Source organism: Deinococcus arboris, from assembly GCF_009755355.1.
Classification (GTDB): Bacteria; Deinococcota; Deinococci; order Deinococcales; family Deinococcaceae; genus Deinococcus; species Deinococcus betulae.
Genome location: NZ_WQLB01000002.1, coordinates 75,787 through 90,798, shown reverse-complemented (window position 1 = coordinate 90,798; position 15,012 = coordinate 75,787). Strand labels below are relative to the sequence as shown.

The 15,012-nt window shown below is 68.2% G+C and carries 12 protein-coding genes; 11 read left to right on the top strand and 1 reads right to left on the bottom strand.

Features of this window, described 5'->3' with window-relative positions; all coding sequences use genetic code 11:
* Positions 1-37 precede the first annotated feature (37 nt).
* From GO986_RS01925 to GO986_RS01905, 5 genes are all read left to right on the top strand, one after another.
* Complete coding sequence (locus tag GO986_RS01925; protein WP_369409087.1) at positions 38-2,395, top strand: transglycosylase domain-containing protein; 2,358 nt, start codon at positions 38-40, stop codon at positions 2,393-2,395.
* A 378-nt stretch (positions 2,396-2,773) separates the two neighbouring features.
* Positions 2,774-3,157, top strand: a complete 384-nt coding sequence (locus GO986_RS01920) for a penicillin-binding protein (RefSeq protein WP_157457534.1) — start codon at positions 2,774-2,776, stop codon at positions 3,155-3,157.
* Positions 3,158-3,521: 364 nt separating this feature from the next.
* Entirely contained in the window at positions 3,522-4,193 is a 672-nt protein-coding gene (locus tag GO986_RS01915) for a cytochrome c biogenesis CcdA family protein (protein WP_157457533.1), read from the top strand.
* Positions 4,178-4,879 (top strand): ABC transporter ATP-binding protein, encoded by a 702-nt coding sequence (locus tag GO986_RS01910; RefSeq protein WP_157457532.1) that lies wholly within the window; start codon positions 4,178-4,180, stop codon positions 4,877-4,879. The genes GO986_RS01915 and GO986_RS01910 overlap by 16 nt, the downstream gene beginning before the upstream one ends.
* Positions 4,880-4,884: 5 nt before the next feature.
* On the top strand, positions 4,885-5,571 hold the full coding sequence (locus GO986_RS01905) for a heme exporter protein CcmB (protein WP_157457692.1): 687 nt from the start codon (positions 4,885-4,887) through the stop codon (positions 5,569-5,571).
* A 450-nt stretch (positions 5,572-6,021) separates the two neighbouring features.
* Here GO986_RS01905 and GO986_RS01900 read toward each other — a convergent pair whose 3' ends face one another.
* Positions 6,022-8,547, bottom strand: coding sequence for a tetratricopeptide repeat protein (locus GO986_RS01900; protein ID WP_232337346.1), 2,526 nt, complete (start codon positions 8,545-8,547; stop codon positions 6,022-6,024).
* Between the two features lie 288 nt (positions 8,548-8,835).
* Here GO986_RS01900 and GO986_RS01895 point away from each other — a divergent pair, with 288 nt between their 5' ends.
* The 6 genes from GO986_RS01895 (at position 8,836) to GO986_RS01875 (ending at position 14,973) form a co-directional block, all read left to right on the top strand.
* Positions 8,836-10,650 (top strand): S8 family serine peptidase, encoded by a 1,815-nt coding sequence (locus tag GO986_RS01895; protein ID WP_157457530.1) that lies wholly within the window; start codon positions 8,836-8,838, stop codon positions 10,648-10,650.
* A gap of 296 nt (positions 10,651-10,946) precedes the next feature.
* On the top strand, positions 10,947-11,666 hold the full coding sequence (ccsA, locus tag GO986_RS01890) for a cytochrome c biogenesis protein CcsA (RefSeq protein WP_157457529.1): 720 nt from the start codon (positions 10,947-10,949) through the stop codon (positions 11,664-11,666).
* Positions 11,659-11,790: a hypothetical protein gene (locus GO986_RS23165; RefSeq protein WP_255449172.1), complete on the top strand. Its 132-nt coding sequence runs from the start codon at positions 11,659-11,661 to the stop codon at positions 11,788-11,790. The genes ccsA and GO986_RS23165 overlap by 8 nt, the downstream gene beginning before the upstream one ends.
* Entirely contained in the window at positions 11,787-12,248 is a 462-nt protein-coding gene (gene ccmE, locus GO986_RS01885; RefSeq protein WP_157457528.1) for a cytochrome c maturation protein CcmE, read from the top strand. The genes GO986_RS23165 and ccmE overlap by 4 nt, the downstream gene beginning before the upstream one ends.
* Positions 12,249-12,264: 16 nt before the next feature.
* Positions 12,265-14,238: a heme lyase CcmF/NrfE family subunit gene (locus tag GO986_RS01880; RefSeq protein ID WP_157457527.1), complete on the top strand. Its 1,974-nt coding sequence runs from the start codon at positions 12,265-12,267 to the stop codon at positions 14,236-14,238.
* Positions 14,239-14,406: 168 nt separating this feature from the next.
* The gene (locus GO986_RS01875; protein ID WP_439648688.1) at positions 14,407-14,973 is read left to right on the top strand and encodes a TlpA family protein disulfide reductase; all 567 of its coding nucleotides are present in this window, start codon (positions 14,407-14,409) and stop codon (positions 14,971-14,973) included.
* Positions 14,974-15,012 lie beyond the last annotated feature (39 nt).

Sequence of the window (15,012 nt, the reverse complement as noted above, 5' to 3'; positions counted from 1 at the left end):
CGGCACCGACCAGCCGGCAGAAAAAGGCAGGACCGCCGTGATTTATATTGTCCGTTTCCTGAAATTCCTCACCTCGCTGGTGCTGGCGGCCCTGGTCGCTGGGGTTGGCGTGGCCGCCACCTACGCGGTCAAGTGGAACCGCGAACTGCCCGACTACCGTGAACTCGACAACCTGACGCGCTCGCTGGGCGCCGAAACCCGCGTGTACGCCCGCGACAACACGCCGCTGGGCACCCTGATTCCCAAGGTGGGCGACCAGGCCATCAGCCGCACGATTGTCAACCTGAATGAAATCAGCCCGTTCATGGTGGCCGCCCTGATTTCCAGCGAGGACCGCCGCTTTTTCGAGCACTACGGCCTGGACCCCTACGGCATTGGGCGGCAGTTTCAGCGCCTGGCGCGTGGGGACAATGTTCAGGGCGGCTCTACACTGACCAACCAGCTGATCAAAAACACCTTGCTGCTGGAGGAATACCAGCAGGCGCGCAGCCCGGACCGCAAGTTCAAGGAATGGATGCTGAGCGTGCAGGTCGAGCGCTCCTTTACCAAAGAAGAGATTCTTCAGAACTACCTGAACGCCATTTACTGGGGCGACGGCGGGCCAGTGGAGCTGTACGGCATCTACTCGGCCGCGCAGGCCTATTTCAGAACCACGCCCGCCGCCTTGACGCTGGCGCAGAGCGCATACCTGACGGTGCTGGTTCCCAGCCCTGGGCGCTTTTACCCCAACTACAAGACCGTGCGCCCACAGATGAAGATCCTGCTGGCGCGCATGGTGCAAGACGGCTGGATTACCCAGGCCCAGATGGACGCCGCGTGGCGCGAACCGGTGCAGCCCAGAGGCTGGAAGGTGCTGTACGACGCTGGGGGCAACATCACCAGCGCCCGGTTAGTGGACGCCAGCCAGAAAGAATTGAAGGCCGTAACCAGCACGCGCGCCCCGCACTTTGTGCATCAGGTCGAGCAGGAACTGGTGCGCCGCTTTGGCCGCGAAAAGGTGTACGGCTCGGGGGGCCTGCGGGTCTACACCACCCTGGACCCCAAGGTGCAAAACGCCGTGGAAACCGCCAGCCGCGAAACCACCTACCTGCCGCCCGGCGCCACGCTGGCGGCCACCATCCTGAACCCCTATACCGGCGAAGTGCTGGGCATGATTGGCCAGAAGCTGCGCGGCACCGAGCCGCCAGACGACTGGAACAACGCCGCGCAGGGCCAGCGCCAGATTGGGTCGACCATCAAGCCGCTGCTGTACACCACCGCGCTGTCCACCGGGCTCACCCAGGCGCACCGCGAGGAGGACCGCCCTATTACCTTTCCCTGCACTGGCTGTAAGAACGGCGTCTACGCCCCGCAGAACTTTGAAAGCATCACCACTGGCCGCGACATGACCATCCGCGAGGCGCTGGACCGCTCGCTGAATCTGGTCACGGTGCGTCTGGCGGACCGCATCGGCCTGCAAACCTTTTTTGGCAAGCTGCGCGAACTGGGGCTGCAGACCAACGACGGCACCGGCCTGGCCGCCGCGCTGGGCGCTGTGGAAACCACGCCCGTTAAGATGGCGGCGGCCTACGCCCCCTTTGTCAACGGCGGCCTGTACCGTGCGCCGCGCTACGTCACGCGCGTGACGAATGCGCGCGGCGAGGTGCTGTACGACGCGGGCAGCGAGCCCGTGCGCCCGGCGCGCGTCTGGACCCCGCAGATCGCCTGGCTGGGGCTGGACATGATTCGCGGTGTGGTGGGCGACATGAGCGAGGCTCAGGGTGGCCTGGCGACCCGCGCCCGGTTTGGCGAGTGGCCGGTGGCCGGCAAGACCGGCACCAGCAACTTCGTGAAGGACCTGTGGTTTGTGGGCACCACGCCCCTGTACACCGGCGCCGCCTGGGTGGGCCGGCAGCAGGGCGGCGCCAACCCTGATTACTACTACTCGGGCTACGTGGCGGCCCCCATCTGGCGCCGCATGATGGAACTGGCCCACGAGGGCCAGGCGGTGCGGCAGTTCAGCGAGCCGCCCGGCATTCAGTACGTCGAGGCGCCGGACCAGCAGTTCCTGCCCGGCGTGCAACTGGCCGTGCTGGACCCGAGCTTCCAGGGGGCGGCGAACACTGATGTGCAGGAGGACGCTCCTCCACCCGTGCAGTTCCGTGAAACCAGTTACGCTTCCTATGACGACCCGAACACCGTGCTGGTCAGCCTAGACCGCGTGACCAACCGCCTGGCCACCGAATTTACGCCGCCCGAAAATATCGTGCAGCGGCGCGTGGAGTTTCAGGCGCTGCCGGCCTATGCCCCGGACCCCGCGCCAGCCCCGCTGAAAGATGAAACCCCTGACCCGGCCGCCCTGAAGGCCGCTCAGCCGCAGGGCACCTCACCGCAGGGCGCCCCAGCCACACCGTAAGTTCAGCAAGACCGGGCCGCCTGTCTGCAAATGACAGGCGGCCGACTGCTGTTCTCTGGGCGGTCGTCAGCCCTCCTTTTTCTTGGAGGTGACGTCCACAACTCGAAGGGCTGGCGGAAGTGAAGGCGGCGCTCCCCTGCGAGTTCCGTCAACTCTTGCTTCTGCTTCAGACGATGAGATCGGGAATCGGCCAGTACGACTTCTGCTTCTTACCTTCATCCACCGCAACCGAGTTGCTTGCACTACGTCCTCCTCCCGCTCGCTCTGCTGTGCCCATCCGCTTGGCCTGAACCGGTTCGACAGCCGGCGGGCGCGGAATATACCCGACCCTCACCATTCTCCAAGCACTGCGGCCCTGGGGCGCCTATCATGACCGCCATGCGACTGCGCCGCGCGCCTCTGCTGACCTTACTGCTGACCCTGGGGGTGTCGGCCGCCGACGCCCGTGTGCGCCTGGGCGAGAGCCTGCCCGCCCATCCCTGGACCGCCGCCGAGCGCGAGGTGGTGGTCGTCTACAGCCACGACTGCGGCGACCTGGGCGACCTGTGGGATGCGGTGCTGGCGTCGGGCCTGCCGGTACGGGCCGTCAACGCCGAGGGAATACAGACCCCAGCCCCCGCCGGCCTGCGCGCCTGGGACGGCGAGGCCGCCACCGCCTTTGCCCGCAAACTGCGGGTGGGCGCCTATCCCACGGTGCTGCTGGTGCAGGGTGGCCGCATCCTGAACGCCTGGGAAGGCACCTTCACCGGCCAGCTGGAATAGGGCTTCACTTCGGGCTATGCCTTTAGAACGGTCCCAGTCTCAGGCTTCGCCCAGTGGCGCCGACATTCCTTTGGTTGTGCAATGAACCAGACGAGAGCACAGATTGCGCGGTGCAGCCTGCTGTCAATGCTCTGAATGGAGCGCAGTTTTTCACAGCATTGACGAGAGAGAAACACCATCATCTACTCCCTAAATGCTGCTGGGCACAAAGCCCTCCCGCCTCACCCCCCTTAACAACAAAACCTCAGGATGATGCTGAATTCTGCCCTCCATCTGTTCAGCTAAAGCGGCCTCAGAGATTTCTTATGCACACTCTCCTTCTGCGGGACAGGCGGCCTGGGGCGTGGCCGCTAGACTGCGCCTCATGGTTGTCCCGACCCTCACAGTCGCGTTTCTGGCGGGGCTGGTCTCGTTTCTCAGTCCCTGCGTGCTGCCGCTGGTGCCCAGTTACCTGGGGGTGCTGGGCGGCGAACGCGCGCCGTGGGGCCGGGCGCTGGGGTTCATTCTGGGCTTTGGGCTGGTGTTTATCGCGCTGGGCGCCACGGCCAGCAGCCTGGGTGCCCTGATCGCGCCGCACAAGGCGCTACTAGGCCAGCTGTCGGCCCTCCTGATTCTCTTTTTTGGCCTGGTGATGCTGGGCGCGGTGCGCCTGCCCCTGCTGATGCGCGACACCCGCGCGCTGGCCAACGCAGGCGGCTACGGCCCGGTCGCCCTGGGGGCAGCCTTTGCCTTTGGCTGGAGCCCCTGCCTGGGGCCGACGCTGGGCAGCGTGCTGGGCCTGGCGGCCAGTAGCGCCAGCCTGGGTAGTGGTGTAGGCCTGCTGGCCGCCTATACCCTGGGCCTGAGCGTGCCCTTCCTGCTGGCCGCGCTGCTGTGGCACCGGGTCAACCTGCGGCGCATGAACCGTTACGCCGGCATTTTTGAGCGGGTGGGCGGCGCGCTGCTGGTCGCTATGGGCCTGCTGATGCTGAGCGGACAGTTCACCCGCCTAGCAACCTTCTTTTACAGCGTGATGCCTGAATGGCTGCGGGTGTGAAGGAGGCTGGGGGCGGTGGAACGGTGGCCCCACCTGAACTCGCCTCTGCGCATGCCCTGCAACTGCGAGGCGTGTGGCTCAGACTGGGCCGGGAGGCGGTCTTGCGTGGCCTGGAGGTGGACATTCCCGCTGGCCAGGGCGTGACCCTGCTGGGCGAGAACGGCGCGGGCAAGACCACACTGCTGCGGTTGCTGGCCGCTGGCCTGCGCCCTACACGCGGCGAGGGCCGACTGCTGGGCTACGACCTGCGCGACAGCCGGGCGGTGCGGGGGGTCACCCACCTGATGCCTGTGGACGGCGGCCTCTACCCCGACCTGACCGGCGCGGAAAACCTGCGCTTTGCCCTCCAGATGCACGGGCAAAGCGGCGACGTGGCCGGAGCCCTGCGCCGAACTGGACTGACTGGGGCCGCCGAGCGCCGCGCCCGCTTTTTCTCGGCGGGAATGCGCAAGCGACTGGCCCTGGCCCGCGCGCACTTGCTCGCCCGACCCCTGACCCTGGTGGACGAGCCCTTCGCCAATCTGGACGAGGGGGGCCGCGCCCTGGTGCAGGAACTGTTGACCGAGTTGCGTGCCCAGGGGGTCACCCTCATCATTGCTGCCCATGAACCAGCACTGGCGCAGGCGGTGGCGCCGCGTACCCTGCGGCTGGCGGGTGGCCAACTGCACGAGGAGCACCGCGCTTGAGTGCCCTGCGGGTCATCGCCACCGTGGCCGCCAAGGATCTTCGGGTGACTGGCCGCACGCGTGACACCCTGCTGGCCACCGCTTTTTTTGCCGGGCTGGTGCTGCTGGTGCTGGGCCTGGCCCTGGGCGGCGGTGGGCGCACGCCCGACCAGACAGCGGCACTGGCAGCCGGGGCCATCTGGACAGCGCTGGCCCTGGCGGCGGCGGTGGGCGCCCAGCGAGCGTTTGCCCAGGAACAGGAGGCGGGCGCACTGGAGCAGCTCCTGGCTTATCCCGGCCCCCACGGCGCGCTGTACCTAGGCAAACTGCTGGGGGTGCTGCCGCCGCTGCTGCTGGTGGCGGCCCTGACCCTGCCAGTGGGATTGGTGCTGTTCGGCGCCGCCGAGACCGGGCGCGCGGTGCCCTGGGCGGCCCTGGCCCTGACCGCCGCCCTAGGGGTGCTGGGCTTTGCCTCGGGCACAACCTTTTACGGCAGCATTACCGTGAATCTGCGCGCGCGTGAGGCGCTGCTGCCCGCGCTGGCCTTTCCCATTCTGGTGCCGGCGGTGATTGCCACCGTTAAGGCCACCACCCTGCTGCTTACAGGCGGCTGGAGCGCTGAGGTGGCCACCTGGCTGACTTTTCTGGCGGCGTTTGACCTGGGCACGGTGATCTTGGCCACCCTGTTGTTTCCAGCAGCGGCTGAGGGCTAAGCCTCGCTATACCTGTGGTGGCCAACGGCGTCAGGCCGAGGGCGCCCGAACAGCGGTCAGGTCAGCTCGTCAGCTTGCTTCAGGCGAAGCACTGCCCTCTGATTGAGAGAAGCCACTGATACGGATAGTGTCTTCCTCTTCCGTACCATTTTGGAAGTTGGCTCGCCCAGCGCCACCTAAGGGAGTAGCGCGGAAAAGCAGGGACCACTGAAAGGGCATCGGTCTCCCCTGCCACCATCCCGTCGTTGGTCCTGTTCCTTCTATTTCGCCACCCCACAAGCTGACGGCAGTCTGGAAGCCATCTCGCGCTTCAGGACAGAGCCTGGGAGCCAACCTGAGCCTCCCTCCTGGCCCTACTCGTCACTGGTGACGCCCGCAAGAACCACCAGAGTCAAAGCCTCTTTAGCTTCATCCCAAGGAGATTCCGGGTTCCAGACTCACCTGTCTCTGTCACTCCTTCAGGCCCAGGGTCAGCAGGGTGGCCCGCAATCCGTCGCGCTCCTGCTGGGCCTGGGACTGCTCGCCCCGGTCTTCGTGCCAGCGAATCAGAGCTTCTCGGCTGGCCGTGTCGTAGGGGTCAGCGGTAATCAAGGCGCGCAGGGCGTCACGGCGGCGCACATCGTCGCCGGGCTGGGCCGCCGCGTGCAGGCGCAGGGCGTCGTGCAGCACACGCTCGGCCTGTTCGCGCTCCTCGGTCAACTCAGTGACCAGTTCGGGCAGCACGCTCTGAGAGGCGGTAAAGGGCCGCAGCAATTCGGTCAGGCGGCCCAGGTCGCGTGCCTGTAGGGCGCCGCGCAACTCTTCAACATCACTGCGCACTGGAAACAGCAGGGACAGCAGCCCCCGCTCGCTGGCCACCACCGGCACCGAGAAGGCGCTGCGCAGGTGGTACACCGCCGTTTGCAAGCTGGCCAGCGGGTTCTTGGCCCCCGGCCAGAAGCGTTCGGCCAGCAGTTCACGCGGCTGAGGCCGTTCAGACAGGGCCAGGGCCACCAGCAGCGCCGCACTTTTGCGGGTGGGAAAGTCAGCCAGACCCAGCTGCCGCCCCGCGTGGGTCAGGCGCAGTGGCCCCAGCGCTTGCAGGTGCAGAGGAAACAGGGCCCGCGTGGCCCCGTCGTGCGCCAGCGCCGCCAGGGGCGCGGCAGCCGCACTCGCCAGCAGCGGCAGGTAGCCATGCGCCTGAATCAGAGCCAGGGCTTCGCGCAGGTCGTCAGGCTGGGCGCGGCGCAGCAGCGCTGAAGCCAGTTCCAGCCGCGCCTCTTCCTGGCGGGCCGCGTCAATCACGCGGTCCAGGCTCTCGTCGCCCAGCAGCGCCGATTCCAGGTCGGCGCGCAGGCCCAGGGGCTGGGCGCGGTCTAATGCCGCGCGTGCCATGTCCGGTTGGCCCAGCTCCCGCCACGCCCGGACCTGAAGCAGCGCCATTTCGGCCTGCAAACTGGGGTCTTCGGCGCCGGCGAGGTCCAGCAGGGCCAGGGCCTGCCGGGGCTCGCCTCCCTGAAGGGCCAGCAGCGCCCGCAAGCGGCGCAGCCAGCCCAGGGCGCGCGGGTCTGGGTCTGCCGCCTGCACCAGCGCCGCCTCCTGAAGCAGCTCCTGAGCAGCGGCCACCTCGCCCAGCAGGGCGTGGCATTCGGCCAGGTTCAGCAGGGCCAGGGTGGCCTGCGCCGGGTGGTCAGCCCGCAGCAGCGTCAGCGCGGTACGCAGCGGCGCCAGGGCGTCTCGCAAGAGCCCACGCCCAAAATGCAGGGTGCCCAGGGTTTCCAGACTCTGGGCCTCGCGCCTGGGATCGCCGGCCTCGCGGAAGGCCGCCACCGCCGCGTTCAGGCTGCGCTCGGCCTCGGCGTGCCGGCCCAGCTGCACCAGCAGGGTGGCGCGGTTGTGGTTGGCCTCGCCGGCGCTCAGACCAGGCTGCTGGGCCGCCTGGTCAAAGTCCTCCAGGGCACCTTGCACCTCGCCGCTCAGGGCGCGGACCACCCCACGCGCGTTCCAGGCCAGCGCGGCCAGGGGCTTGGGCAGGCGTGGGAGCGCACGGGTGTACAGTTCCTGCGCGCTGTCCAGGTCGCGCGCCGCGCGCGCCAGCAGCCCCGCGACATACAGGGCGGCGGGTTCGGCCCGCCAGAGGTCGGGCAAAACCTGAAACCGGGCGCGCAGCGTCGCCTCACCCTCGGCGCTGCGCGCGGTCTGGGCCAGCCGCTCCAGGTACTCGGGCCAGCAGGCGCCTGCCGCCAGGGTGTCCAGAGCCGCCGGGTGATGCCCCCCCGCGCCGAGGGCCTGGGCGGCACGCCGCACATCTTCGGGGGCAGGCAACGGCGCCAGCCACCGGCGCAGCGCGGCTGGAAAGCGGCCTCCTGCCGGCTCGGGCCACAGCCAGCCGCCGTCCAGCAGCGCCTCAAAGTCAGTCTGGGCCACCCCCAGGGCCTCGGCCACGGCGGGGGTCACCAGATCGGCGCAGGCCAGGCGACCAGCAGCGGCCCGGAGCTGGGGCGGCGGGCACCACGGCACCAGCAGCGCGTGGGCCTGGGGGTGCAGAGGGGCGTGCGGCTCGCCGGGAAAGACGCTGGCCAGCGGCAGCGCCCCAGGCCAGCCGCCGAAGGCACGGAAGGTCGCCACTGCCTGGACTGGCGTCTGACCGGGCAGCGCCGCCTGCCATTCGCCCGCGCTGACCAGCAGTTCGGGCCCACTGAGGAGCAGCGGTGCGGGAGAGTCCACCGGCAGCCGTTCCAGGTCACTGCGGCGCCGGGGCAGCCAGAGCCAGGCGCCAGCGCCGCTCACCGGCGCCTCTTCAGTGACCTGCCGGCCTGTCGCCTGCGCCCAGGCCACCAGGCCCGCCTGATTGGCGCCCACCTCTACCGGTGCTACGACGCCGCCAGCCGCCGCTGAAAGGCGTGCCAGCAGCGCAGCGGGCAGGGGCAACATCGGCCCAGTATAGGTGTGGCGGCTCAGGCGTCTCATGGAGAGCTTGGTAATAAAGGCGGTCATCAGACCGTACATCCATCCGAAAGTAGAGAAGGCTTAATAGCGTCCCACAGCCATTTTCATACGGTCAAGCTCATGTGACATCACCATGAAGATCAGGTTTTCTCTCCTCCAACAAGAGGCGCACTGGAGAGCCCCCTAACAGCCCCCCGCATGACCCGCCTTTAGAAAGACTTGAGGCTTGGCCGGGGCTGCAAGGTCACTGAGAGGATTTTGTGTTTTTTTTGAGCGCCGTTTGCTGCAATGGGGTCACTTCAAATTCCTGCGCTGTACCTTCCCAAGGAGCCTGCCATGAAGAAAGTGTCCACCACCGTTCTGGGTCTGACCGTCCTTCTTTCCGCCTGCGGCCAAAGCACCCCCCAGGGCACGGGGGCGACCGTGGCCAGCCAGACCCAGGGCCGCCTCCAGGCGCAGGGGACCACCCTCTCGGCCTGCTCGGCGCTGTATGCCACGGCGCCGCAGGACGTGCAGGTGGACAGCACCCTGCGTTACGGCCAGGTGGGCACCCTGATCCTGTCGTTTGCCGATGACGCCAGCAAGGGCCGCGCCGTCACCTGGATGGACGCCAGCCTGCCGGTGAACCTGGGGCAGGGCCTGGGGGCCCTTGAGAACCTGCCGGTGGTGGCGGTCAAAACGCTGGTTACGCCGCACCTGATCGAGCAGCTGAAGACCAGTCTGCCGGGGCTGGTCTCGGTTTACCAGGACGCGCCCCTGAGCTACAAGCTGGCCGAGAGCGTGAAGTTTATCGGCGCCGACACGGCCCGCACCACCTACGGCGTGACCGGGCGCGGCGTGGGCGTGGGCATCATTGACTCGGGGGTGGACGCCACGCACCCCGACCTGGCGCACACCGCCAAGAACGTCAAGCTGGTGGGCCCTGTCACGGACACCCCGGCCGGCGGATACCTGTACCTGGACCTGCCCAATACCGACACCAGCAGCGGGCACGGCACGCATGTGGCCAGCACCATCGGCGGCTCTGGCGCAGCCTCGGCGGGGGGGCGCGAGCGGCGCGGAGTAGCCCCCGGCGCCACCCTGGTCGGCGTGGGCGCAGGCGAGGGCCTGAGCATCCTGTACGCCCTGCAGGGCTTTGACTACCTGCTCAAACCCGACATCCGCGAGGCACACAACATCCGCGTGATCAGCAATTCGTGGGGCAGCAGCGGCGAATTTGCGCCGTACAACCCCATCAGCCTGGCGGCCAAACGCGCCTACGAAGCCGGCATGGTGGTCGTGTTCGCCGCTGGCAACGAAGGGCCCGGTGCCAACACCCTCAACCCCTACTCGGCCAGCCCCTGCGTCATGAGCGTGGCCGCCGGCGACAAGCAGGGCTACCTGGGCGACTTTTCCAGCCGGGGCCGCGCGGGCGACACCCTGGTTCACCCGGACGTAACGGCCCCCGGCGTGGACATCAGCGCGGCGCGCGCCCTGACCGGCCTGGCGGCCACCACCGTGCCCGACACCGATAACCCCCGCTATAGCACCATCAGCGGCACCAGTATGGCGACCCCACACATCAGCGGCGTGGTGGCCCTGATGCTGGAAGCTAACCCGAAGATGAATCTGGATAGCGTGCTGGCCACCTTCAAGAAGACCAGCCGCAAGATGTACTACGTGGCGCAGGCCACGGGTGGCCTGGACCCCAACCAGGTGGTCGTCAAGCAGCGCGAGGAATGGGAAGTGGGCTCCGGCTACGTGGACGCAAACGCCGCCGTGCGCGAGGCCGCGCGTCAAAACCCTGCGCGCACCACGGTACAGACCACTGCGCTGCCCGGCTGGAGCGGCACGGTCAGCACCGCCGTGTGCGCCCCCACAGTAAACTGCGTGCAGAACGCCGAACACAGCCACAGCCTGGCTGTTCCTGCGGGCAGCAGCGTCCTGCGCGTGACGACCGACTGGGGCAACCCCGCTTTCGACCTGGACCTGGAGGTCTACAGTCCCGCCGGACAGCTGGTCGGTTCCAGCGCCCAGGGCACCAGCACGGGCGAGGCCGTCAGCATTCCCAATCCTGCCGCCGGCACCTGGCGCGTGGTCCTGAAGGGCTTTCTGAACGCGCCCACCACCTACACGGGCGCGGCCGAGGTGGACAAAATCGTTCGGAAGTAAGGGCAGGCCACCCCAGCTGAACGGAGGATGCGAGTCCTCCGTTCGCTTTTTGCGGTAGGCATGGGCCGCCTGGACTGCTCAGGCTTACCGAACCCACGAATTACCCGGCGCCGCCCCATTGCTCCGACCTCTCCCCTGCCCCTTCTCTGGCCGCACCTGGGGACACTCGCACTTGGCCAGGAGGGCCCCCAGACGCGATGGTGGGCGAACTGGCGCCGCCCAGACCACCGCTGAGCCCGCAAGCGCCGCTTCCGGCACGGTTCATGTTCACGGCGGCGGGGCACAATAGGAGCGATATGAAACGAGACCTCACGACAACGCTGCTGGGCGCAGTCACGCTGGCCAGTGTGCTGGCTGTTCTGGGCCTGGGCCTGAGCGCGCCGCTGGACACCAACCAGGGCTCCCTGGTGCGCCTGATGTTCGTGCATGTGCCCACCGCCTGGCTGAGTTACCTGGCCTACGGCGGCACCGGGCTGTTTGGCCTGCTGTACCTCATTCAGCGCCGCCGCCACTGGGACCGCCTGGCGATGGCCAGTGCCGAGATGGGCGTGCTGTTTACCCTGGCGACCATCGTGGGCGGCATGCTGTGGGCCAAACCCACCTGGGGCACCTACTGGGTCTGGGACGCCCGCCTGACCACCACCGCCCTGAGCCTGGTGGTCTACGGCGGCTACCTGCTGATTCGCAGCCTGATTGATGACCCCGACCGGCGTGCGCGGGTCTCGGCGGTGGTGGGCATCGTGGGCACGCTGTACGTGCCTGTCAATTACATGGCCGTGGAGTGGTGGCGCGGCGTTCACCAGACCCAGACCCTCAAGCTGCTGGGCGGCATTCAGTGGAAGGCCGAATCGGTGTACCTGCCCACCCTGATGTTTGCGACCTTTACCTTTACGCTGCTGTATGTCTATCTGCTGCGTCTGCGCGGCATTCTGGCGGCCCGTGAAGAAGCGCGCGAGGAACGTGAACTGACCCGTGACGACCTGAGCACCGCCGGGGTGGAGGTGGCCCGTGGATAAGTACAGCTGGTACGTGATCGTGACCTACGTGGCGTCGTTTGGGGTGCTGTTCGGCTACCTGCTGTGGATCTGGCTGAGGCTGCGCGCCGCCCAGGGCGAATCGGCGGCTGAGGCGCCCCGTTGACGGCGCCCCTGTCTCCCCTGCCACGCGCCCGGCAGCGCCGGCGCAGCCCCTGGCCAGCCGTGCTGGGCGTGACCGCGCTGGTGGGCCTGGTCGGCGCCATCGCCTTTGGCAACCTGAACAAGAGCCTCGAATACTTCGTGACCCCCACCGAGTACCAGCAGCAGCGCGCCGATCTGGAGGGCCGCCCGATTCGCATCGGCGGCCTGGTCCAGAACGCAAAGTACGACCCGCAGACCCTCCAGCTGCGCTTTGTGGTGTCAGACGGTGGGGCCAGCTTTCCGGTGCAGTACACCGGGGCCGTCAGCGACCTGTTCAAAGACAACCAGGGCGTCGTGGTGCGCGGCCAGTTTCAGGGCGGCACCTTTCACGCCTCCGACCTGGTTGTTAAACACAGCGAGGAATACCGCGTCCCCGAAACCCAGGCCGAGCTGAAGGACATGCTCAAGACCACGCCGTGAAGGCGGCGCCCTGCCCATGCTGAACCTGATTTCGTTCTCGTCGAGTGCCGCTGGCGCCCTGGGGCAGCTGAGCCTGCTGGGCGCGCTGCTGTTCTGCCTGGCGGGCCTGGGGCTGGCGGTGCTGGGAGGCGTGCGCCGCGACGCCCGCCTGACCGAAGCCGCCCGCCGGGCCACCTGGGCGGTGTTTGCGCTCACCACACTGGGCACCCTGGTGCTGCTGGGCGCCCTGCTGCGCGACGACTTCTCGGTGCGCTACGTCGCCGAGCACTCCATGCGGGCCTCGCCCACCTGGATCAAGGTGACGGGGCTCTGGGGCGCGCTGGAAGGCAGCATTCTGCTGTGGGCGTGGCTGCTGGCTGGCTTTACCTTCATCCTCAGCCTGACGCTGCGGCGCGACGCCCTGCGGCCCTGGGCGCTGGCCACCATGTTTGTCAGCCTGCTGTTTTTCGTGGGCGTGTGCGCCACCGTGGCCTCGCCTTTCACGCCGCTGGCCGCCGTGCCGACCGACGGGCGCGGCCCCAACCCGGCGCTGCAAAACCACTGGATGATGGCCGTTCACCCGGTGCTGCTGTACCTGGGCTTCGTGGGCCTGAGCGTGCCGTTTGCCTACGCGGTGGCCGCGCTGGTCACGGGCCGCCTGTCCGACCACTGGGTCGTGGTCACGCGGCGCTGGACGCTGGTGGCCTGGACCTTCCTGACGGCCGCGATTGTGGCTGGCGGCTGGTGGAGTTACGAGACCCTGGGCTGGGGCGGTTACTGGGCCTGGGACCCGGTGGAAAATGCCTCCTTTATTCCCTGGCTGCTGACCACCGCCTTCCTGCACTCCATTCAGATTCAGGAACGCCGGGGCCTGATGCGCTCGTGGAACGTGTGGCTGATTGTCCTGGCCTACGCCAGCACCGTGCTGGGCACTTTCCTCAACCGCAGCGGGATTGTGCAGAGCGTGCACGCCTTTGCGGGCGGGCCGGTAGGACCCGTGTTCCTGGGCTTTCTGGCCCTGCTGCTGGTGCTGGGGACCCTGCTGGCCGCGTGGCGCGCGCCGCACCTGCGCGACGAGGCCGAGCTGCCCGGCGTGCTCAGCCGCGAAGGGGCCTTTCTGGCGGGCAACTGGCTGTTCGTGGTGTTTGCCGTGATGGTGCTGGTGGGAACGCTGTTTCCCACCTTCGTGGAGGCTGCGCAGGGCCGCCGGGACGCCAGCGTGGGCCCCGCCTTTTACAACGCCTTCGCCATTCCGCTGGGCCTGGGGCTGCTGCTGCTCATGGGCGTGGGCCCGCTGCTGCCCTGGCGCCGCGCCGATGGGCAGGGCCTGTGGCGGGCGCTGCGGCCGCTGCTGGCCGCTGGCCTGGGGGCCGCTGCCCTGGCCTTTGCCCTGGGGGTGCGCCACCCCGGCGTGCTGACCACCCTGGCGCTGAGCGCCTACAACCTACTGGGCCTGGGGATACTGACGGTGCGCGCGGCGCGGCAGGCGGGTGGCCTGGCCCACACCCTGCGCGCCCAGCCCCGGCGCTACGGCGCCTACCTGGCCCACATTGGCCTCGTGGTGGTTGCATTGGGCCTGGCTTGCAGCGGCACCTACCGCCGCGACGCCCAGGCGACCCTGAACCTGAACCGGCCTGTGCCCCTGCTGGCCGAACGCCTGGAACTGACCGGCCTGACCACCGAAACCCGTTCGGATGGCCGCTCGGTGGTGGCCCGCGTCCGGATCGACGGCCAGCCCTACCGCGCCCGCCTGAACACCTACGTTCAGGGAGGCAACACGCCCTTTCCCGCGCCGGCGGTGCGCTACGGCCTGACCGGCGACACCTATCTGGTGGTCACCGCCGCCGACCCAGGGGGCCAGTGGGCCAGCGTGCGCCTGATTGAAAGCCCGCTGGTGTCGTGGCTGTGGTGGGGCACCCTGCTGATCTGCCTGGGGGCCAGTGTCACGCTGGTCAACCCTGTGCGCGCCGCTCGCCCAGCGGCGGCTCGCCTGGCCCCGGCCACCGACTGAGACGGCGGGCAGTGAGATGACCGTACAGTCGGGAGAGCATCGCCTGCACCGCCACCTCACCCTTCCCTGCTTCTCCTGCTCACTCTGCTCCCCAGCTTTCCAAGTCCGCTCAGATTCCATCCAGCAGCCCGCTGGATTCAACCAGAGTCCACATGAAGGATGACTGACATGACCCAGCCTCCGCCTCCACCCGCCGCGCCGGCCTGGCGCCGCCTCCTGCCCCCCCTGATCGCCTTTGCGCTGGTGGCGGCGCTGGCCGCCGCGCTGCTCAGCCCGGCGCGTCACGCCACCACGGGCGGCCCCCTGGTGGGGAAACCCGCGCCCGCCTTTGCCCTGCAAAGTCTGGAGGGCGCAAAAGTCAGCTTGGCCAGCCTCAAGGGCCGTCCCGTCGTCCTGAACTTCTGGGCCTCGTGGTGCGGCCCCTGCCGCGAGGAAGCGCCGCTGCTGCGCGAACTGAGCGAGCGGCAGCGTAGCGGCGCGGGCCTGACCGTCGTGGGTATCCTGTACAACGAGACCAACGAGCAAAATGCCCGTGACTTTATCCGCGAATACGCGCTGGCCTACCCCAACCTGAAAGACCCCAGCACTGCGGTGGGGCTGGACTACGGCCTGATTGGCATTCCTGAAACCGTGTTCATCGACGCCAGCGGCGTGGTGAAGCACTTTGACCGGGGCGGCCTGACCCGCGACAAGCTGAACGCTGGCCTCAGCGCCATCGGAGTGCCGGGGCTGTGACCGCGGCGGCCAACTCCAGTGAGGGGCCACAAAGCACCC

Bases quoted from the DNA above. Each gene is read 5' to 3' on its own strand.
- GO986_RS01920 (WP_157457534.1), top strand. From the start codon at position 2,774: ATGCGACTGCGCCGCGCGCCTCTGCTGACCTTACTGCTGACCCTGGGG.
- GO986_RS01915 (WP_157457533.1), top strand. From the start codon at position 3,522: ATGGTTGTCCCGACCCTCACAGTCGCGTTTCTGGCGGGGCTGGTCTCG.
- GO986_RS01910 (WP_157457532.1), top strand. From the start codon at position 4,178: ATGGCTGCGGGTGTGAAGGAGGCTGGGGGCGGTGGAACGGTGGCCCCA.
- GO986_RS01900 (WP_232337346.1), bottom strand. From the start codon at position 8,547: ATGACCGCCTTTATTACCAAGCTCTCCATGAGACGCCTGAGCCGCCAC.
- GO986_RS01895 (WP_157457530.1), top strand. From the start codon at position 8,836: ATGAAGAAAGTGTCCACCACCGTTCTGGGTCTGACCGTCCTTCTTTCC.
- ccsA (WP_157457529.1), top strand. From the start codon at position 10,947: ATGAAACGAGACCTCACGACAACGCTGCTGGGCGCAGTCACGCTGGCC.
- GO986_RS01880 (WP_157457527.1), top strand. From the start codon at position 12,265: ATGCTGAACCTGATTTCGTTCTCGTCGAGTGCCGCTGGCGCCCTGGGG.
- GO986_RS01875 (WP_439648688.1), top strand. From the start codon at position 14,407: ATGACCCAGCCTCCGCCTCCACCCGCCGCGCCGGCCTGGCGCCGCCTC.